Origin of the sequence: Pseudoxanthomonas kalamensis DSM 18571, from assembly GCF_010211745.1 — a bacterium.
Lineage (GTDB): Bacteria > Pseudomonadota > Gammaproteobacteria > Xanthomonadales > Xanthomonadaceae > Pseudoxanthomonas_A > Pseudoxanthomonas_A kalamensis.
The window spans coordinates 377,914-397,213 of sequence record NZ_PDWQ01000003.1 but is presented as its reverse complement, the minus strand read 5'-3'; the positions used below and the strand labels follow the sequence as shown (position 1 = coordinate 397,213).

The window sequence follows — 19,300 nt, the reverse complement described above, 5'->3', positions numbered from 1 at the left end:
CTGCGGGCAGTTCGGGGCCGCAGATTGTCGCAGATTGCTGCCGCCCGCCCGTGACGCCGTGTTCGCGCGGGCTCAGCGAAGCTTCTTGAAGGTATTGGTATTGCCCAGTTTCTCGATCTTGCCGCCGGATTTCTCGAACTCGGCGATGTCCTGCTCGATCCGTTCCGAGGTGACCGTCGGGCCGGACTTGCCGCCCTTGGCGCCGGAAAACGACTTGGAGGACTTGTTCTTGTTGGCTGTGGCCACCAGGCTTCCTACGTTATGACTGAGCCGCCAGCATCGCACAGGCGCCGTAGAAAAACGTTCACGCCAGCCGCGGATGGCCGCGGGTCAGACTGCAAATTGGCGGCAAATCGACTGGAATCAGGCTGCGTCGGCGCGGGTGGTGAAGCTTTCGCCGCAGCCGCATTCGGCAGTAGCGTTGGGGTTGCGGAAGCTGAATATCTCGGACAGCCCCTGCTTGCCGAAATCGATCTCGGTGCCTTCCACCATCGGCAGGCTGTCGGCATCGACGAAGATCCGCACCCCGTCCTGCTCGAACACGGTATCGCCTTCGCGCTGTTCGCGGGCCAGGTCGGTGACGTAGCCCCAGCCCGAGCAGCCGGTCCTGGCGACGCCGAAACGCAGGCCGAGCACGCCGGACGACGCCTCGACGAAATGGCGCACGCGTTGCAGGGCGGCGGGGGTCAGGGAAACGCTCATGGCAAAACTCCTCGGGGCCGATTATAGCCGGCGCCGGTGAACGGCCGGCGTTCCAGCCCCGGAACACGCCGGTTCGTCCCGCCGCTACGGTAAACTTCGCGTTCCACAGTGGCGTCGGCAAGGCAAGGAATCAAGGCAATGGCGTTGGCAAGCATCCAGCAGGCGCTGGCGGGCGATATCGCCGCCGGCAGCGAAGTCACGGTCCGCGGCTGGGTCCGCACCCGGCGCGACTCCAAGGCCGGCCTGTCCTTCGTCAATGTCAGCGACGGCTCCTGCTTCGCCCCGATCCAGGTGGTGGCGCCCAGCACCCTGCCCAACTACGAGTCCGAGGTGAAGCACCTCAGCGCCGGCTGCGCGGTGATCGCCAGCGGCACCCTGGTGCCCTCGCAGGGCCAGGGCCAGAGCTTCGAGATCCAGGCCAGCGCGCTGGAAGTGGTCGGCTGGGTCGAGGATCCGGAAACCTACCCGATCCAACCCAAACCGCATTCGCTGGAATTCCTGCGCGAAGTCGCCCACCTGCGCCCGCGCACCAACCTGTTCGGCGCGGTTACCCGCATCCGCAACTGCCTGGCGCAGGCGGTGCACCGCTATTTCCACCAGAATGGTTACTGCTGGATCAGCACCCCGATCATCACCACCTCCGACGCCGAAGGCGCCGGGCAGATGTTCCGCGTCTCCACCCTGGACCTGGCCAACCTGCCGCGCGACGACAAGGGCGAAGTGGATTTCGACCGCGACTTCTTCGGCAGGGAAACCTTCCTGACCGTGTCCGGCCAGCTCAATGTCGAGGCCTACTGCCTGAGCCTGAGCAAGGTCTACACCTTCGGCCCGACCTTCCGCGCCGAGAACAGCAACACCACCCGCCACCTGGCCGAGTTCTGGATGATCGAACCGGAGATCGCCTTCGCCGACCTGGCCGAGGACGCGCGGGTGGCCGAGGAGTTCCTGAAGTACCTGTTCCGCGCGGTGCTGGAGGAACGCGGCGACGACATGGCCTTCATCGCCGAGCGCGTGCAGAAGGACGCCATTGAGCGCCTGCAGGCCTTCATCGATGCGCCGTTCGAACGCATCGACTACACCGATGCGATCTCGCTGCTGCAGAAATCCGGGCACAAGTTCGAATTCCCGGTCGAATGGGGCCTGGACCTGCAGACCGAGCACGAGCGCTGGCTGACCGAACAGCACGTCGGCCGCCCGGTGGTGGTAACCAACTACCCCGAGCACATCAAGGCCTTCTACATGCGCCTGAACGACGACGGCAAGACCGTGGCCGCGATGGACGTGCTGGCGCCGGGCATCGGCGAGATCATCGGCGGCAGCCAGCGCGAAGAGCGCCTGGACGTGCTGGACGCACGCATGGCCCAGTTCGGCCTGGACCCGGCCCACTACGGCTGGTACCGCGACTTCCGCCGCTACGGCACCGTGCCGCACGCCGGCTTCGGCCTCGGCTTCGAGCGCCTGGTGGTCTACGTCTGCGGCCTGAGCAACATCCGCGACGCCATCCCCTACCCGCGCGCACCGGGCAACGCGGAGTTCTGAGTTGTCATGATCCTGTTCTTCGCACTGCTGTTCGTGGCCATCGCCGTGGCCGGATTCTGCGCCCTGCTGATCTTCTGGCCGCTGACCTTGGTGCATGTGCGCGACCGTCATCCCGCGCTGTCCGAGCGCTTCGGCGCCGGCGCCTGGATGAGTCCGGACGCGCTCGGCTGGCTGCTGAGTCGCCGCTACCGCGAGACCGGCGACCCTTCGCTGACCGGCCTGGCCACTCCGGCCTGGCTATCGCTGATGACGATCTTCGTCGGCCTGCTGATGGCTGGCCTGCTGTGGCTGGGTTCGCTGGTCCCCGCCCTCGGCGGCTAGCCGCAGAACTCCGGAGAACACCATGACCGATACCGCGCAAACCGCATCCGAACACTGGTGGCTGGCCAGCCTGGGCCGCACCCTGATCTGGGCGCGGCTGCGGGTGCTGGAGGCAGGCACCGCCGAGGTGCTGGACAGCGACGGCCGCACCCAGCCGTTCGAAAGCGAGGACAGCGCACGCGCCGCCCTGCTCGATGCCGAATTCGTCGCCTTCGATGGTCTCGACGAAGCTGACGCGCTGGAACGCGGCTTTTCGCTGGGCGAGGTTTCCTCACCGCAGGGCAAGGACGACGAGTCCCTGCGCGCGCGCATGATCCAGACGCTCGGTGCGAATGCCTGAACGCGATCCGTGACGCCGCCGCCTGCTTCATGCACACTCGCCCCCTGTTCCGCCACGCCGCGTTCCGATCCACACGATGAGCGACTACAAGCAACTGCTGCGCAACAACCAGGCCTGGTCCGAGCGCATCCATCGTGAAGACCCGGAATTCTTCGCCCGGCTGTCGCGGCAGCAGCGGCCCGAATACCTGTGGATCGGCTGCTCCGACTCGCGCGTGCCAGCCAACCAGATTGTCGACATGGCGCCGGGCGAAGTGTTCGTCCATCGCAACATCGCCAACGTCGTCGTCCATACCGACCTGAACTGCCTGTCGGTAATCCAGTTCGCGGTCGACGTACTGCAGGTCCGCCGCATCCTGGTGGTCGGCCACTACGGCTGCGGCGGCGTGCAAGCCGCGTTGCATGGCCAGCGCGTCGGCCTGGCCGACAACTGGCTGCGTCACGTCGCCGACGTCGCCGACCGCCACGGCGAATGCCTGCAGCATGCGCACGTGCCCGACGACCGTTTGTGCGAACTGAACGTGGTCGAACAGGTGCAGAACGTGTGCCAGACCACCATCGTCCGCGACGCCTGGGCGCGCGGACAGGCGCTGAGCGTGCATGGCTGGGTCTACAGCCTGCGCAACGGTCTGGTCACCGAACTGGGCATGGACGTGTCCGCCGGCAACGAACTGGCGCCCTGCGTGAGCGAGGCGCTGGCCCGCATCCGCGCCACCCCGCCCGGTCCGCCGCGCTGAACGCAGGAGAAGCCCGCATGCTGCCGATGCCGATCAACCTGATGGCCTGGATCGAGGAACACCGCCATCTGCTCAAGCCGCCAGTCGGCAACAAGTGCATCCAGCAGGACGATTTCATCATCATGGTCGTCGGCGGTCCGAACGCGCGCACCGACTACCACTACGACGAGGGCCCGGAGTGGTTCTTCCAGCTCGAAGGCGAAATGGTGCTGAAAGTGCAGGAAGACGGCGCGGTGCGCGACATTCCGATCCGCGCCGGCGAAATCTTCCTGCTGCCGCCGCGGGTACCGCATTCGCCGCAGCGCATGCCCGATTCGGTCGGTCTGGTGATCGAACGCAAGCGGCTTCCGTACGAGCAGGACGGGCTGCAATGGTATTGCGAACGCTGCAACCACCTGCTGTACGAGGAATATTTCCAGCTAAGGAACATCGAAACCGACTTTCCACCGGTGTTCGACCGTTTCTATGCTTCGCGCGAGCACCGGACCTGCTGCCAGTGCGGGCACCTGAACCCGGCGCCGGAGCGCTACGGTTTCCTCGACACCTGATCCAGACTTCCGAAACGGGCTCCACCGCACGATGACCGAACCGCTTTCCCGCAACCACGCCGTCACCCTCGACGCGGCAGACCCGCTGCGCAGCTTCCGCAACGAGTTCCTGTTCCCGAAGCACGGCAGCAACGACCAGCTGTACTTCTGCGGCAACTCGCTCGGCCTGCAGCCGCGCGGCGCACGCAAGTACGTGCAGGAAACGCTGGACAAATGGGCGCAGCAAGCCGTCGAGGGCCATTTCACCGGCGCGGACCAGTGGATGACCTATCACGAACTGGTCCGCGACCCGCTGGCCCGCGTGGTCGGCGCGCAGCCGGACGAAGTGGTCGCGATGAACACGTTGACCGCCAACCTGCACCTGATGATGGTCAGCTTCTACCGTCCCGTGCCCGGCCGCAGCGTGATCCTGACCGAGGCCGGTGCCTTCCCGTCCGACCGCTACGCGCTGGAGTCGCAGATCCGCTTCCACGGCTTCGATCCGGCCACCGATCTGATCGAACTGGAACCCGACGAACCGGAAGGCACGATCTCGCCGGAAGCGATCGAGCGCGCCATCGCCGAACATGGTCCGCGGCTGGCGCTGGTGCTGTGGCCCGGCATCCAGTACCGCACCGGCCAGGCCTTCGACCTCGCCGAAATCGCCCGGCTCGGCCATGCGCAGGGTGCGGTGGTCGGTTTCGACCTGGCCCACGCGGTCGGCAACCTGGAGTTGAATCTGCACGATAGCGGCGCCGACTTCGCGGTGTGGTGCCACTACAAGTACCTCAACGCCGGTCCTGGGGCGGTCGCCGGCTGCTTCGTGCACGAGCGCCACGCCAGCAGCGATCTGCCGCGCTTCGCCGGCTGGTGGGGGCACGACAAGCACAGTCGCTTCCGGATGGGGCCGCAGTTCGTGCCGAGTCCGGGCGCGGAAGGCTGGCAGCTGAGCAATCCGCCGATCCTCGGTCTGGCGCCGCTGCGCGCCTCGCTGGAGCTGTTCGACCGTGCCACCCTGCCGGCGTTGCGCCGCAAGTCGCTGCAGTTGACCGGCTTCCTGGAGGCGCTGATCGAAAAGCGCCTGGCCGACGTACTGGAAATCGTCACCCCCGCCGATCCCGACCAACGCGGTTGCCAGTTGTCGCTGCAGGTAGTCGGCGGCCGCGAGCGTGGGCGCGAACTGTTCGATTACCTGGTTTCGGTCGGTACCATCGGCGACTGGCGCGAACCCGACGTGATCCGCATCTCGCCCTGCCCGCTCTACAACCGCTACATGGATGTCTATCACTTCATCGAGGAAGTCGAGGCCTGGCGTGGTTTCTGAGCGGGACCGCAGGCAGGTCACCATCGTCGGTGCCGGCCTGGCCGGCGCGCTGCTGGCGATCCTGCTGTCGCGTCAGGGTTGGCAGGTCACCCTGTACGAACGTCGCGGCGACCCACGCATCAAGGGCTACGAGCGCGGGCGCTCGATCAATCTGGCCCTGGCCGAACGCGGGCGCAATGCACTGCGCGCGGCCGATGCCGAAGCGGCGGTGATGGCCAAGGCGGTGATGATGCGTGGGCGGATGATCCATGCCCTCGACGGCAGCCGGGAACTGCAGCGCTATGGCCGCGACGACAGCGAGGTGATCTGGTCGGTGCATCGCGCCGATCTCAACATCATCCTGCTCGACCTGGCCGAACGCGCCGGCGCCGCGATCCATTTCTACCGCCGTCTGCATACGGTCGATTTCGATGCCGGCTACGCGCGATTCATCGACGACCGCGACGACCAGCCGCACGATATCCGCTTCTCCAGCCTGATCGGCGCCGATGGCGCTGGCTCGGCGCTGCGCGCGGCGATGCAGCGGCGCGCGCCGTTCGGCGAGACCAGCGAGTTCCTCGATCATTCGTACAAGGAACTGGAAATCCCGCCGGCAGCCGGCGGCGGCTTCCTGATCGAACCGAATGCACTGCACATCTGGCCGCGCGGTCGCTACATGTGCATCGCCCTGCCGAACGACGAAGGTACCTTCACCGTCACCCTGTTCCTGCCCAACAGCAGCGACGACGGCACCCCCAGCTTCGCCAGCATCAACAGCGGCAAGGACGCGCACGCGCTGTTCGCGCGCGACTTCCCCGACGCGCTGCCGCTGATCCCGCGATTGAAACAGGATTGGGAAGAACACCCACCCGGCCTGCTCGGCACCCTGTACCTGGAACGCTGGCACCTGAGCCGACGTGCGGTGCTGCTCGGCGACGCCGCGCACGCGATGGTGCCGTTCCACGGCCAGGGCATGAACTGCGCGTTCGAGGACAGCGTGGCGCTGGCGCGGCTGATGCAGAAGCACGACGACCTGGCCGACGCCTTCGCCGCCTTCGAGGCCGAGCGCAAGCCCGACGCGCTGGCGATCCAGCAGATGGCGCTGGAGAACTACATCGAGATGCGCGATCGCGTCGACGACCCCGACTTCTTGCTGCAACGGCAGCTGGAGCGGGAATTGCAGCAGCGCCACCCGACCCGCTTCGTGCCGCACTACACCATGGTCACCTTCATGCTGACTCCGTACGCCACCGCCCTGCAGCGCAGCGAGGTGCAGCGTGAAATCCTGGTCGAGGCCACCGCCGGGCGCAGCACGCTTGACGGCCTCGACTGGCAGGCACTGGAGCGCGTCGTGCACGAACGCCTGCCGCCGCTGGAAGGCGCCGGCTGAGCCGTCAGGAGGCAGGAACATGGGCGAAAGCTTCTTCTTCTACGACCTGGAAACCTTCGGCACCGACCCGCGCCGCACCCGGATCGCGCAATTCGCCGCGATCCGCACCGATGCCGCACTGAATCCGGTGGACGAGCCGATCAGCTTCTTCGTCAAGCCGGCCGACGACCTGCTGCCCTCGCCGGATGCGGTGCTGATCACCGGCGTGCCGCCGCAGCAGGCCTTGCACGACGGCGTGGCCGAAGCCGAGGCCTTCGCCCGCATCGCCGAGGAAATGTCGCAACCGCAGACCTGCACGCTGGGCTGGAACACGTTGCGCTTCGACGACGAATTCGTCCGTCATGGACTGTTCCGCAATTTCCACGATCCTTACGAACGCGAATGGCGCGGCGGCAACAGCCGCTGGGACCTGCTGGACGTGGCCAGGTTGTTCCATGCCCTGCGTCCGGACGGCATCGTCTGGCCACAGCGCGAGGACGGCAAGGGGACTTCGTTCCGGCTGGAGCATCTGGCCGAGGCCAACGACCTGCGCGAAGGCGACGCCCACGAGGCGCTGTCGGACGTGCGCGCGACCGTGTCGATGGCGCGACTGATGCGCGCCTCGCAGCCACGGCTGTGGGACTATGCCCTGCGCCTGCGCGACAAGCGCCATGTCGCCACCCTGATCGATCTCGGCGCGCAACTGCCCCTGCTGCACATATCGCAACGCTATCCTGCCAGCCGGCTGTGCGCAGCGCCGGTGCTGCCGCTGGCGCGGCACCCGCGGATCGACAACCGCGTCGTAGTGTTCGACCTCGCACAGGACGCGCAACCGCTGCTGGAACTGGACGCGGACGAACTGGCCGATCGCCTGTACACGCCAAACGCCGACCTGCCCGAAGGCGTGCAGCGACTGGCGCTGAAGGAAGTGCATCTGAACCGCTGCCCTGCCCTGGTCGAGTGGTCGCACCTGCGCGAGGACGATTTCCACCGACTGGGCATCGATCTGGCACAGATCGAAGCCAATGCTGCTCTGCTGCGCGCCGATTCGGCCCGGATCGCGGAAAAAGTGCGCCGGATCTATGCCGAAGAGCGCGACTACGGGACACCCGACGCCGATGCCTCGCTGTACGCCGGCTTCCTCGGCGACGCCGACCGCCAGCGCCTGCGCGAAGTGCGGATCACCCCGCCGGCGCAGCTGGGACAGCGCGATTTCGGTTTCCGCGACCTGCGTCTGCCGGAACTACTGTTCCGCTATCGCGCCCGCAACTGGCCGGACACGCTGTCCGACACCGAGCGCCAGCGCTGGGATGAGTACCGTCGTCATCGCCTGCTGGAGGACTCCAGCCTGTCCGAACTGACGATAGAACAGTTCCAGGCCCGCCTGCAGCAGTTGCGCGGACAATATGCCGACGATGGCGGCAAGCAGGTGCTGCTCGACCAGCTCGCGGCCTGGGGGCATGGACTTCAGGCTGGACTGTAGAGACAACCGATATCGCGGTCAGTCCGCGCCGCGCCTGCCGTATTTGTTCAGCAGGAAACGGCGCGTCTGCTCGCGGTTCAGATAATGTCCATCGGGATCGACCACTCGGAAGTCGACCCCGTTCTCCCGCAATGCGGGCACGTTGAGCAATGCCACTTGGTCGGCCGGGGTCTGCTTTTGCAGCTGCAGCAAGCGGTCGTTGAATCCGGCACTGCGCAGCCAGCCTTCGTAGGATTTCTCGTGCGCCGTCCAGAACTGCGCGCTGTATTCGCACTCGCGACGCTGTTCCGCATCCGCCAGGACATCGCAGGCAACCCGCCACTGGTGCAACCCGATGACCGCATCCGGCTCCATTTCCCTGGCGGCTGCAGACGCCCACAACCCGACGCACATGCTCGCGCAATGCGATCTGACCCTGACCGTGAGATTGCGACGGCGGATCGACCCGGCGGCATCGAGTCCCGATCCGGCGTAACCGCCTCCACTGGTGATGACGATCCGTTGCAGGAAGGCATTGGCTGCCAGCGCCTGCTCGAGGTCAGCTGAAAAACGCCTGCCGATACCGCCTTCGACGAACAGCGTGCGTCCATCCGGGCTGACCGAAAATTTCGCATCACCGACACGGACGGAAGCGGAACCGTCCGCCCCCTGTGGTTTCAGGATGACCGGACCCGATGGCACAGCCGCTCCGGTGCTGGAAGCCGACGCCGGCAGCGGCTCGGATGCAGATGTGCCAACGGACGACTTGCGGCCCCCGATATAGGCGGCCAGAACCAGCAGACACACCGCAGCGCCGAGCAGCTTCAGCACCACCGGTACGCCCTTGCGCGTTTCAGTCCGCGCGACGCGGGACCCCGCGGCGACCCGCCTTGCCCTGCCCTGCTGTCGGTAATCCGTCACCTTTTCCCTCGCATGCCCGGGGTGCACATCTCCCCCGACCCGGCCGAAGTTTACGGGCCTGCGGGAACAGGCACCACGGTACCCGCAACCAGCCGATACGTGCAGTATTCTGCCCGAGCTGCCGCAAATGGCGCAGTCTGCGGCAACCCTGCACGGCATACCGGCCTACAATCACTGACCATGGGCACCTACTTCAGCAAAGACAGCTTCAAGTTCCTGCGCGGTCTGGCCCGCCATAACGACAAGGCCTGGTTCGCCGCACACAAGCACGAATACGAAGAATACGTCCGCCAGCCGTTCCTGCGCCTGCTGACCGACCTGCAACCGGATCTGGCCGCGGTCAGTCCGCATTTCCAGGCCGACACCCGCGCCGTGGGCGGATCGCTGTTCCGCATTTACCGCGATGCGCGCTTCTCCAGCGATAAATCGCCATACAAGCCGTGGCAGGGCGCGCGCCTGTTCCACGAACGGCGCAAGCAGGTACCCGCGCCTTCGTTCTACCTGCACCTGCAACCGGGCCATTGCTTCGTCGGCGCCGGCCTGTGGCATCCCGAACCGGATACCCAGCGCCGAGTGCGGCAGTTCATCTTCGACAATCCGGGCAGCTGGAAGGCGGCCGCGCACGATGCCAAGTTCCGCCGCCGCTTCGACTTCGAGGCGGACGAGGTGCTGACGCGACCGCCTCGCGGATTTCCGGCGGATTTCGAGTTCATCGACGACCTGAAGCACAAGAACTTCGTGTTCTGGCGCGACCTCGACGACACGGTGATGACCGGTCCGCGCCTGCGCACCACTCTCGCCACCGACCTCGTGGCGTTGGGGCCGTTCGTGGATTACCTGTGCGCCGCACTCGACCTGGAATTCTGAGCACGAGGACCGCGCCGTGAAGAAGTGGATCGCCCTCACCCTGCTGTTGCTGGTTCTCGCGCTAGGCAGCTACGTCGTCGCCGGGCCGTATCTGGCCATGCATGGCATCCGCCAGGCGCTGGCCGAACAGAACGTCGGCAAGCTGGAACGCCACGTCGATTTCGCCGCCCTGCGGGTCAGCCTGCGTGCGCAGGCCGAGGATTATCTGGCGCGCCGAACCGATCCCGGCTTGCGCGCCAATCCGATCGGCAACGTGCTGCTGTTCCTGGCCGGCGAGGCCGCCGGCGTCGGCGTCGACACCCTGGTCACGCCGACCGGAATCGCCGCCGTACTGCAGGGGCGGTCGATGTGGAAGCAGGCAACCCGGCAGACCGTCGACGGCGATTCCTGGAGCGCGCCAACGCCGGCCGATCCGCTGAAGGACGCCGATACCCGCTACGAATCGCTTTCACGCTTCACCGCCACCCTGCACGACGAGGACGGCGACCCGGTCCTGATCGTGTTCACCCGCAGCGGCCTGCGCTGGAAACTGACCGACATCCGCCTGCCGCTGTTGTAGCGGCGGCGACGGACTCAGGAGTCCTGGCGGAAACTCAGTACCAGCGAGACCGGCACGCCGCCGCCGATGGCCTTCAGCCCTGCGACCTCGCGCAGGGCCTCGATGCCGTCGAGCAGCCCGAAGGCGCCGGCATCGACGACGATTGGCTGTTCGCTGACCACAAGCCAGGCCTTCGGCGCAGTACGGGTCACCCGCAGCGTGGCCGGCAACACCGCACTCGTCCCGTGCAGATCCAGCGTCACCTCGGTCTGCACGATAGCGTGCTCGCCCACGGCCAATGCATCGATCTCGCCGCGGTCCACTTTCAAAGTGGCGGTCGCCTGGGGATATTTGACGACATCGAACAACATCGACTGCATGCGCTCGTCGCGCAGGGGAATCCCGGTCTGTGCCGATGCCAGCGCGATGGTCAACGTGCCGTCGCCGGCGGTGGAGAAGTTGCCGGACAGTGTGCCGAATGCATGCACCTCAGCAATGCTGTCGTTCTTCAGCGACACGAAGCTGAGCCTGGAAGCCTCCGGAACCAGGCTCCAGTCGCCGGCGGCGACCGTGGCGTCGGCTTCGGTAGCCGGAGCGGACGCCGCATCGCTTCCACTTCCTGAACAAGCGACCAGCAAGGACGACAGCACGATGGCGGGAACCAGGCGGAAAAGGGAAATTCGGCGAATCATGGCGTGCCTCCTGAATCGGGGGAGCATGGATGCGTGGGCGAAAGCGGCTTGCCACGACTTGGCGGCTGGCGATGCAACTCCATTCTGCCATCGCCGCGATGCGGATGCAGCCTTGCCAGCGGCGTGCCTATCGGCGCAACGCCGTCTGCAGGCGCAGCATGCCGGGACGCAGCTGGCGTCGGGCGAGCCACGGCAAGCGTTGCAGCAACGGTTGCGGGTCGGTGTCGCCGACTTCGCCGCGCCAGGCAAAGGCAACCGTATTCGACATGCCCGGCTCGTCCAGCGCCAGTACCCGACCGTCGAAGCAGTGGCGCAAGTGCGCCAGATGCGCCGCCGTGTCGCTGGCGTACAGATTGCAGGCCATCGCTCCGCCTTCCGTCAGGCTGGCATGGCAGTCGCGATAGAAGTCACGGGTCGACAACGCTACGGGAATGCCGTGCTCATCGTAGGCATCCAGCAGCAGCAGGTCGTAGGCGGCATGACGCTGGCGCAGCAGGCGTGCGGCATCGGCGTGCACCACGCGGAAGCGCTCGCCGTCGGGCGGAATGCGGAATTCGTCGCGCAACGCCAGCACGCCGGCATCGCTCTCGATCGCTTCGATATCCGTCCACGGAAGGTAGCGATGGCAGAACTTTGCCTGCGAGCCGCCGCCGAGACCGACGATGCCGATCCGTCTCGTCTGCGGCGCCAGCAGCCACGCTGCCAGCATGCTGCGCGTGTACCCGACCTGCAACCAGTCGGGGAACCAGGTCAGCATCCGGCTCTGGGTCACCTCGCCCTTGAACTGCAGCGCGGTATGGCGCCAGCTGCGGCTGACATACGCTCCGCCGGGCTGGCGGCGGCGGCTGCGACTCATCGCGTATTGGCCACGCCGTGCGGCACGTGTCCGGCAGCCACGTGCTGGCGGGCGCTGTCGATGTTGTGCTGCGAATCGTCGAAGAAAATGTCGGCACCGAAGGCTTCCAGGAACGGGCCCTTGTGGCGCCCGCCTAGGAACAGCGCCTCGTCCAGGCGCACGCCCCATTCGCGCAGGGTGCGGATCACCCGCTCGTGCGCCGGCGCGGAGCGCGCAGTCACCAGCGCGGTGCGGATCGGCGCGTCGTCGCCGGCCGGGAAGGCCGCTTGCAGTTCGTGCAGCGCCGACAGGAAGCCGCGAAACGGACCGCCGGACAACGGTTCGCGCGCACGATCGCGCTCATGGCGACTGAAAGCCTCGACTCCCTGTTCGCGGGAGATGCGTTCGCCCTCGTCGCCGAAAATCACCGCATCGCCGTCGAAGGCGATCCGCAGCTGGTCGCTACGCTGCTGCGGGGCCTGCGCCGCTTCGGGAATGATCGTCGCCGCGGCGATGCCCTGCTCCAGCGCCTGCCGCACCGACTCCGGATTGGCGGACAGGAACAGGTTGGCCGCGAACGGCCGGATGTACGGCCAGGTCGGCTCTCCGGAGGTGAACACCGCACGGACGATACCCAGGTCGTGGTGCTGGATCGAGTTGAAGATGCGCAGGCCGGTATCGGCCGAATTGCGCGACAGCAGGATCACCTCGACCCGCGGCGCCTCGGCCGGCGCGCCGGCATTCAGCGCCAGCAGCTTGCGCACCACCGGGAAGGCGATCCCGGGCGCCAGCACATCGTCCTCGCGGCTGCGCTGGTAATCGCTGTAGACCTGCACGCCCTCGCGCTCGTACAGGGCGTGGCTTTCCTCGAGGTCGAACAGGGCGCGCGAGGTGACCGCGACGGTCAACAGGCGGGGAGTGTTGTCTGCCATGGCGGGATTATCCGCCATCGCCGTCGCATCGTGCGAGACCGGCTTCCGCCGCGGCTCAGGCCACGAACTGCTCGCTGAGGATGCGTTCTTCCAGGTTGTGCTCGGGGTCGAACAGCAGGGTCACCATGCGTTCGGACGACTCCCGGATCGTCACTTCCAGCACATCCCGGACCTCGTGCGAGTCGGCGGTCACGCTGACCGGACGTTTGTCCTGGTCCAGCACCTGGAAGCGCACTTCGGTATCGGCCTTGAGGATGGCGCCGCGCCAGCGACGCGGACGGAACGGGGCGAGCGGGGTCAGGGCGATGGTATGCGAGCCCAGCGGCAGGATCGGCCCGTGCGCGGAATAGTTGTAGGCGGTGCTGCCGGCCGGCGTGGCCACCATCACCCCGTCGCAGACCAGTTCGTCCAGACGGGTCTGGCCGTTGAGGTCGATGCGGATGTGCGCGGCCTGGTGGGTCTGACGCAGCAGCGAAACTTCGTTGTAGGCCAGCGACTGCTCGACCGCACCGCTGCGACTGGTGACCCGCATCTCCAGCGGGCGCAGCTTGGCCGGCTCGGCCGCCGCGATCCGCGCCAGCAAGTCTTCGCTGCGGTGATGGTTCATCAGGAAGCCGACCGTACCCAGCTTCATCCCGAACACCGGCTTGCCGAGTCCGCCGTAGCGATGCAGGGTCTGCAGCATGAACCCGTCGCCGCCGAGCGGGCACAGGATATCGGCCTGCTCCGGCGCGTGCGCGCCATGCTCGCGCTGCAGCTCCGCCAGGGCACGCTGCGCCTCCAGCGCGGGGCTGGCGAGAAAGGCGATGCGTGACGACTGGTTCATCTGCAGGCTCCCGGGTCTGCCGCAAGCATAGACGCTTGCGGCAGACATGGCCCGGCCGCGCCCCGGCCTGATCCGCGGATCAGGCCAGCGCCGCCAGCTGCGACAACCGCTGCACGGCGACCGAGGCGGTCGGGTAGTCCAGCGTCTTCTGCGCCGCCAGCTCGTTGAGCATGCTCAGGGTGAAGCGCAGGCCGGCATGATCGCGCTGCAGCCAGTGCTGGACCTTGGCGTCGGCGCCATTGCCCGGCATCGACAGCGCCTGCATCGTCAACGCCCGCTGCTGGGTCGCCAGCTCGTCGCGCAGCACGCCGCGCGCGACCGCGTGCCAGCGCCCGTCCACCTGCAGCGCGTCGATCTGCTGCAGCAGCCACGGCAGGTGCAGGGCCTCGCCCAAGCGGTAATGGACCTTGGACACGTCCACTGCATTGAGCTTGCGCGCCCGTGCGACCTCGATGATGTCCGGCGACGGCTCCAGGTACGGCAGCGCTGCCAGTTGCCCGGCCAGTTCCGCCGGCACACCCTTGCCCTTCCAATCGGCCAGGCTGGCCTCGTAGGGCGGGCGCAGCGCCGCCGGCAGCACGCCGTCGGCGGCGCGGATGTCGCGGAAGCCGTCGTGATAGCGCTCCACCGCCGTGGTGATGTCGGGAATGGCGCCCTGGCGATTCAGCAGCCAGCGGGTGAACGAGCGCTGCAGCTTCCAGATCACCTGCAAGGCATCGACCTGCACGCTTTCCGGCACCTTGCCGTCCAGCGCGTCGATCTGCGCCCACAGGGCGCGGATGTCCAGCGTCTCGCGGGTGATGGTGAAAGCCTTGGCCACCTCGGCGGTGCTGCGCCCGGTGTCCTCCTGCATCCGCAACAGGAAGGTGGCGCCCATCCGGTTGATGGTGGTGTTGGTCACTGCAGTCGCAATGATCTCGCGCTTCAGCCTGTGTTGCTCCATCAGCGCGGCGTACTTCTTCTGCAACGGACCGGGGAAGTAGCGCTGCAACTCCTTGGACAGGTACGGGTCCTCGGGGATGTCCGATTCCAGCAACTGCTGGAACGCGACCAGCTTGGCGTAGGACAGCAGCACCGACAGTTCCGGCCGGGTCATGCCCTGCCCGCGCGCCTTGCGTTCGGCCAGTTCGGCGTCCGAAGGCAGGTATTCGATCTGCCGATCCAGCAGCCCCTTCGACTCCAGCGTCTGGATGAAGTGCTGCTTGGAGCCCAGCCGCGACACGCTCATCCGCTCCATCAGGCTCAGCGCCTGGTTCTGCCGGTAGTTGTCCCACAGGACCAGTTCGGCGACCTCGTCGGTCATTTCGGCCAACAGCTTGTTGCGCGCGGCCACGGCCAGCTTGCCGGACTGCACCGCGCCATCGAGCAGGATCTTGATGTTGACCTCGTGGTCGGAGGTATCCACGCCGGCCGAGTTGTCGATGAAGTCCGTGTTGAGCAGCACACCGTGCTGGGCCGCCTCGATCCGGCCCAGCTGGGTCAGGCCCAGGTTGCCGCCCTCGCCCACCACCTTGCAGCGCAAGTCGCCGCCGTTGACGCGCAGGCCGTTGTTGGCGCGGTCGCCGACATCGGCGTGCGATTCCGACGACGCCTTGACGTAGGTGCCGATGCCGCCGTTCCACAGCAGGTCGACCGGCGCCTTCAGAATGGCGCTGAGCAGTTCGTTCGGCGCCAGCACCTTGACCCCGTCGGCGATGCCCAGCGCCTGGCGGACTTCCGGGGTGATCTCGATCGACTTGGCGCTGCGCGGATGCACGCCACCGCCCTTGGAAATCAGCCCGGCGTTGTAGTCGGCCCAGCTGGAGCGCGGCAGCTTGAACATCCGCGCACGCTCCTTGTACGACACCGCCGCATCCGGATTCGGGTCCAGGAAGATATGGCGATGGTCGAACGCGGCCAGCAAACGGATATGCTTCGACAGCAGCATGCCGTTGCCGAACACGTCGCCGGACATGTCGCCGACGCCGGCGCAGGTGAAGTCCTGGCTCTGGCTGTCGTGGCCAAGCGCACGAAAATGCCGCTTGACCGACTCCCAGGCGCCGCGCGCGGTGATGCCCATGCCCTTGTGGTCGTAGCCGACCGAGCCACCGGAAGCGAAAGCATCGCCCAGCCAGAACCCGTGCGCGATGGCCAGGCCGTTGGCGATGTCGGAAAAGGTCGCCGTGCCCTTGTCGGCGGCGACGACCAGGTAGGGATCGTCCGGATCGTGGCGGACCACCTTGACCGGCGGCACGATCCGGCCATCGACGATGTTGTCGGTGATGTCCAGCAGCCCCTGAATGAACAGCGTGTAGCAGGCGATGCCTTCGGCCATCAGCGCCTCGCGATCGCCGCCGACCGGCGGACGCTTGACGTAGAAGCCGCCCTTGGCGCCGACCGGCACGATTACCGTGTTCTTGACCATCTGCGCCTTGACCAGTCCCAGCACCTCAGTGCGGAAATCCTCGCGGCGATCGGACCAGCGCAGGCCGCCGCGCGCCACCGGACCGAAGCGCAGGTGCACGCCTTCGACGCGCGGACCATAGACGAAGATCTCGCGGTACGGACGCGGCTTGGGCAGGTCGGGCACCGCCGCCGAATCGAACTTGAAGCTGATCGTGTGCGCCGGTTCGCCCTGCGCACCGGTCTGGTAGAAGCTGGTGCGCAGGGTGGCTTCGATCACGCCCATGAAACTGCGCAGGATGCGGTCGTCGTCCAGGCTGGACACGCCGTCGAGCAGCTTCACTACCGCCGCGTGCACGGCCTGCGCACGCGCCTCGCGGGTGCCGACATGCGCCTCGGCCAGTGATTCCAGCAGGCCATCCAGCGAACTGTCGCCGGCAGACAACGCGCGCAACTGGTCGAGGAAGGCCTGCTGCGCCGGCTGGCGTCCGCTCTTGCCCGAGCGACCCGCATCCGGATCGAAACGCGCCTCGAACAATTCCAGCAGCAGGCGCGTCAGCAGCGGATAGCGCGATACCGCCGCCACCACGTAGCGCTGCGAGAACGGCATGCCGGTCTGCAGCAGGTATTTGCAGTAGCCGCGCAATACGGCGACCTGGCGCCAGTCCAGCCCGGCCAGCAGCACCAGTCGGTTGAAGCCGTCGTTTTCGGCGTCGCCGTTCCAGATACGGAAGAAGGCCTGTTCGAAATCTCCGCCGCGCGCGACCACGTCGAAGTCGCCGCCAACCGATTCGACCTCGAATTCCTGGATGTAGGCGACCTTGTCCTCGTTCTCGAGCCGGAACGGGTGCTCGGAGATCACCCGCAGACCCATGTTCTCCATCATCGGCAAGGCATCGGACAACGGGATGTCCTGGTTCTGCCGGTACAGGTTCAGACGCAGGTGTCCGGAGGCCTCGCGCGGGCGCTGCGAACGGTACAAACGCAGGTTCAGGTCGTCGGGGCCGCGCAGCGCGGAGAGCCTGGCGACATCAGCCGCCGCCACCTCCGGCGTCACCGTCTCGATGTAGCCGGCCGACAGCGAGCGGCCGTGATCGGCGAACAGCCGCAGGCCCTTCTCTTCGCCATGCCGCGCGATCAGCAACTCGCGCAGGTCGTCCTGCCAGTTGCGCAGCAGGTGGGCCAGTTTCGCCTCCAGCGCGGCCATGTCGACCTCGACCTGTTCGCCCGGATGCGGGCGCACGATCAGGTGCACCTGTGCCAGCGGCGATTCGCCCATCTGCACGCTGGAATCGACATATTCGCCGTGCAGCGCCTGCCGCAGCATCGCTTCGACCCGGTGCCGCACGTCGGTATCGAAGCGATCGCGCGGAATGTAGACCAGCGCCGAATAGAAGCGGCCGTAACGGTCGCGGCGCAGGAACAGGCGGCTGCGCACGCGCTCCTGCATGCCGAGCACGCCCATCGCGGTGCGCGCCAGTTCCTCCTTGCTGGACTGGAACAGTTCCTCGCGCGGCAGCGTCTCCAGGATGTGGCGCAGGCTCTTGCCGCTGTGGCTGTTCGGCGACAGTCCGGACTGCTGCATCACGTGGTCGTGGCGCTCGCGCACCAGCGGGATCTCCCACGGACGGCGGGTGTAGGCGCTGGAGGTGTACAGGCCGAGGAAGCGCTGCTCGCCGACCGGATTGCCCTTGGCGTCGAACTCCAGCACGCCGATGTAATCCATGTTGCCGGGCCGATGCACGCTGGAGCGGCGGTTGGTCTTGGTCAGGATCAGCGCCTCGGTGCTGCCGGCCTGCACCGCCAGCGCTTTGACGTTGCGCGGCGCGGTGGTGTCGCCACGACGCAGCAGGCCCAGTCCGCTGTCTTCGACCGCGGCCAGGATGCCGCTAACCTTGTCGACCCGGTATTCGCGGTAGCCGAAATAGATGAAGTGATCGGTGGCGGCCCAGCGCAGGAACTCCTGCGCCTCGCGCCGGCCCTCGTCGCTGGCCGGCATCCGGCGTGTGGCCAGATCGTCCGACAGCGACAGCATCTTCTCGCGCATCGCGCTCCAGTCCTGGACGATGGCGCGCACGTCGACCAGCACCTCGTCCAGGCGCGCCTGGATGACCGGCAGTTGCGCGGCCGGCTGGCGATCGATCTCCAGCAGCATGAACGACTCGGTCTTGCCTTCGCCCACCTCGGTCAGCTTGCCGGCCTTGTCGCGGCTGACCCGCAGCACCGGGTGGCCGAGCACATGCACGCCCACGCCGAGTTCGGCCAGCGCCATGCTGACCGAATCGACCAGGAACGGCATGTCGTCGTTGACGATCTCGATCACCGAGTGCGGCGATTCCCAGCCGTGCTGCTTCAGCGTCGGGTTGAACGCCCGCACGCCATGCTTGCCCGGTTTGCGCCGCTGCGCGAATTGGTACACGTCGCAGGCCAGCGCCGCCCACACCTCGGGCGAATGATGCGGATATTCGTCTGCTTCCATCCGCTTGTAGAAGCCTTCGGCGAACTGCCTTCCGTCGGCCTGCTGCGGCGCTGGCAGGCGCTTGCAGACGGCGTCGAAGATGGGGTCGAGGGAGAAGCCGGGATTGGCATTGCCGGCAGTACGGGCCGGCTTGCTTGACTGCGTGCGCGCAGCAGCCTTGGTGGAGGGTTTGGAGCTGTTCTTGGCGGGTTTCTTGCTACTGCGGGAAGAGTTCATCGACGCACGAGGCTCAAGGGTGAAATTCAGTGTCCCATTGTAAGCCCGACAGGCATGACAGCCTTGTTGCGCGGCGGCAAAATCGCATCCTCGTTGCGGCACCCCGCAACCGTACGGACGTGCACGGGACCCGGCTTCGAGCGGGCGCCGGAACGACTCGCAGCCCTGCCGCCATGCGGGGGTATTCAAATACTGAACTGGACGGTATAGTACGCCCCCATCCCATCCAGCCGACGCCAGTTAATGCGTAAGCCGGGCCAGCAACGATGTGGCACCATAGCCTCCCCCGGCATGACGATTCGCACGCGGCACT

The 19,300-nt window shown here is 66.7% G+C and carries 18 protein-coding genes; 10 read left to right on the top strand and 8 right to left on the bottom strand.

Features of this window, described 5'->3' with window-relative positions; genetic code table 11:
- Positions 1-72: 72 nt before the first annotated feature.
- Positions 73-246 (bottom strand): hypothetical protein, encoded by a 174-nt coding sequence (locus CSC70_RS08150; RefSeq protein WP_162456165.1) that lies wholly within the window; start codon positions 244-246, stop codon positions 73-75.
- A 117-nt stretch (positions 247-363) separates the two neighbouring features.
- Positions 364-702 (bottom strand): HesB/IscA family protein, encoded by a 339-nt coding sequence (locus CSC70_RS08145; protein ID WP_162456164.1) that lies wholly within the window; start codon positions 700-702, stop codon positions 364-366.
- A 138-nt stretch (positions 703-840) separates the two neighbouring features.
- Between CSC70_RS08145 and asnS the strand changes: the two genes are divergently transcribed.
- From asnS to sbcB, 8 genes are all read left to right on the top strand, one after another.
- Positions 841-2,241 carry an asparagine--tRNA ligase gene (gene asnS / locus CSC70_RS08140; protein WP_162456163.1) on the top strand — a complete coding sequence of 467 codons (1,401 nt, stop codon included), beginning with the start codon at positions 841-843 and terminating at the stop codon, positions 2,239-2,241.
- Positions 2,242-2,247: 6 nt separating this feature from the next.
- Positions 2,248-2,562 carry a hypothetical protein gene (locus CSC70_RS08135; RefSeq protein WP_162456162.1) on the top strand — a complete coding sequence of 105 codons (315 nt, stop codon included), beginning with the start codon at positions 2,248-2,250 and terminating at the stop codon, positions 2,560-2,562.
- Positions 2,563-2,584: 22 nt separating this feature from the next.
- The gene (locus CSC70_RS08130) at positions 2,585-2,902 is read left to right on the top strand and encodes a hypothetical protein (RefSeq protein WP_162456161.1); all 318 of its coding nucleotides are present in this window, start codon (positions 2,585-2,587) and stop codon (positions 2,900-2,902) included.
- Positions 2,903-2,978: 76 nt separating this feature from the next.
- A complete protein-coding gene (gene can / locus CSC70_RS08125) occupies positions 2,979-3,638 on the top strand; it encodes a carbonate dehydratase (RefSeq protein WP_162456160.1) in 660 nt (219 codons plus the stop codon).
- A gap of 17 nt (positions 3,639-3,655) precedes the next feature.
- Entirely contained in the window at positions 3,656-4,186 is a 531-nt protein-coding gene (locus tag CSC70_RS08120) for a 3-hydroxyanthranilate 3,4-dioxygenase (protein ID WP_162456159.1), read from the top strand.
- A 31-nt stretch (positions 4,187-4,217) separates the two neighbouring features.
- Positions 4,218-5,489, top strand: a complete 1,272-nt coding sequence (kynU, locus tag CSC70_RS08115; protein WP_162456158.1) for a kynureninase — start codon at positions 4,218-4,220, stop codon at positions 5,487-5,489.
- Positions 5,479-6,858 carry an FAD-dependent oxidoreductase gene (locus CSC70_RS08110; RefSeq protein WP_246189357.1) on the top strand — a complete coding sequence of 460 codons (1,380 nt, stop codon included), beginning with the start codon at positions 5,479-5,481 and terminating at the stop codon, positions 6,856-6,858. The genes kynU and CSC70_RS08110 overlap by 11 nt, the downstream gene beginning before the upstream one ends.
- Positions 6,859-6,877: 19 nt before the next feature.
- Positions 6,878-8,320 (top strand): exodeoxyribonuclease I, encoded by a 1,443-nt coding sequence (gene sbcB, locus CSC70_RS08105; protein ID WP_162456156.1) that lies wholly within the window; start codon positions 6,878-6,880, stop codon positions 8,318-8,320.
- An 18-nt stretch (positions 8,321-8,338) separates the two neighbouring features.
- Here sbcB and CSC70_RS08100 read toward each other — a convergent pair whose 3' ends face one another.
- A complete protein-coding gene (locus CSC70_RS08100; protein ID WP_162456155.1) occupies positions 8,339-9,133 on the bottom strand; it encodes a hypothetical protein in 795 nt (264 codons plus the stop codon).
- 267 nt (positions 9,134-9,400) lie between these two features.
- Between CSC70_RS08100 and CSC70_RS08095 the strand changes: the two genes are divergently transcribed.
- Complete coding sequence (locus CSC70_RS08095) at positions 9,401-10,087, top strand: DUF2461 domain-containing protein (RefSeq protein WP_162456154.1); 687 nt, start codon at positions 9,401-9,403, stop codon at positions 10,085-10,087.
- A 16-nt stretch (positions 10,088-10,103) separates the two neighbouring features.
- Entirely contained in the window at positions 10,104-10,646 is a 543-nt protein-coding gene (locus CSC70_RS08090) for a DUF2939 domain-containing protein (protein ID WP_162456153.1), read from the top strand.
- A 14-nt stretch (positions 10,647-10,660) separates the two neighbouring features.
- On the opposite strand, the gene CSC70_RS08085 is transcribed toward CSC70_RS08090, so the two are convergent.
- The 5 genes from CSC70_RS08085 to CSC70_RS08065 all read right to left on the bottom strand — a co-directional run bounded on the left by CSC70_RS08085 (position 10,661) and on the right by CSC70_RS08065 (position 18,987).
- A complete protein-coding gene (locus CSC70_RS08085; RefSeq protein WP_162456152.1) occupies positions 10,661-11,317 on the bottom strand; it encodes a YceI family protein in 657 nt (218 codons plus the stop codon).
- 127 nt (positions 11,318-11,444) lie between these two features.
- Positions 11,445-12,173 carry a fused MFS/spermidine synthase gene (locus CSC70_RS08080; RefSeq protein WP_162456151.1) on the bottom strand — a complete coding sequence of 243 codons (729 nt, stop codon included), beginning with the start codon at positions 12,171-12,173 and terminating at the stop codon, positions 11,445-11,447.
- Positions 12,170-13,084, bottom strand: coding sequence for a 5'-nucleotidase (locus tag CSC70_RS08075; RefSeq protein ID WP_162456150.1), 915 nt, complete (start codon positions 13,082-13,084; stop codon positions 12,170-12,172). The genes CSC70_RS08080 and CSC70_RS08075 overlap by 4 nt, the downstream gene beginning before the upstream one ends.
- A 55-nt stretch (positions 13,085-13,139) precedes the next feature.
- Positions 13,140-13,910 (bottom strand): NAD kinase, encoded by a 771-nt coding sequence (locus CSC70_RS08070; protein ID WP_162456149.1) that lies wholly within the window; start codon positions 13,908-13,910, stop codon positions 13,140-13,142.
- A 79-nt stretch (positions 13,911-13,989) separates the two neighbouring features.
- The gene (locus tag CSC70_RS08065; RefSeq protein ID WP_162456148.1) at positions 13,990-18,987 is read right to left on the bottom strand and encodes an NAD-glutamate dehydrogenase; all 4,998 of its coding nucleotides are present in this window, start codon (positions 18,985-18,987) and stop codon (positions 13,990-13,992) included.
- Between the last annotated feature and the right edge of the window lie 313 nt (positions 18,988-19,300).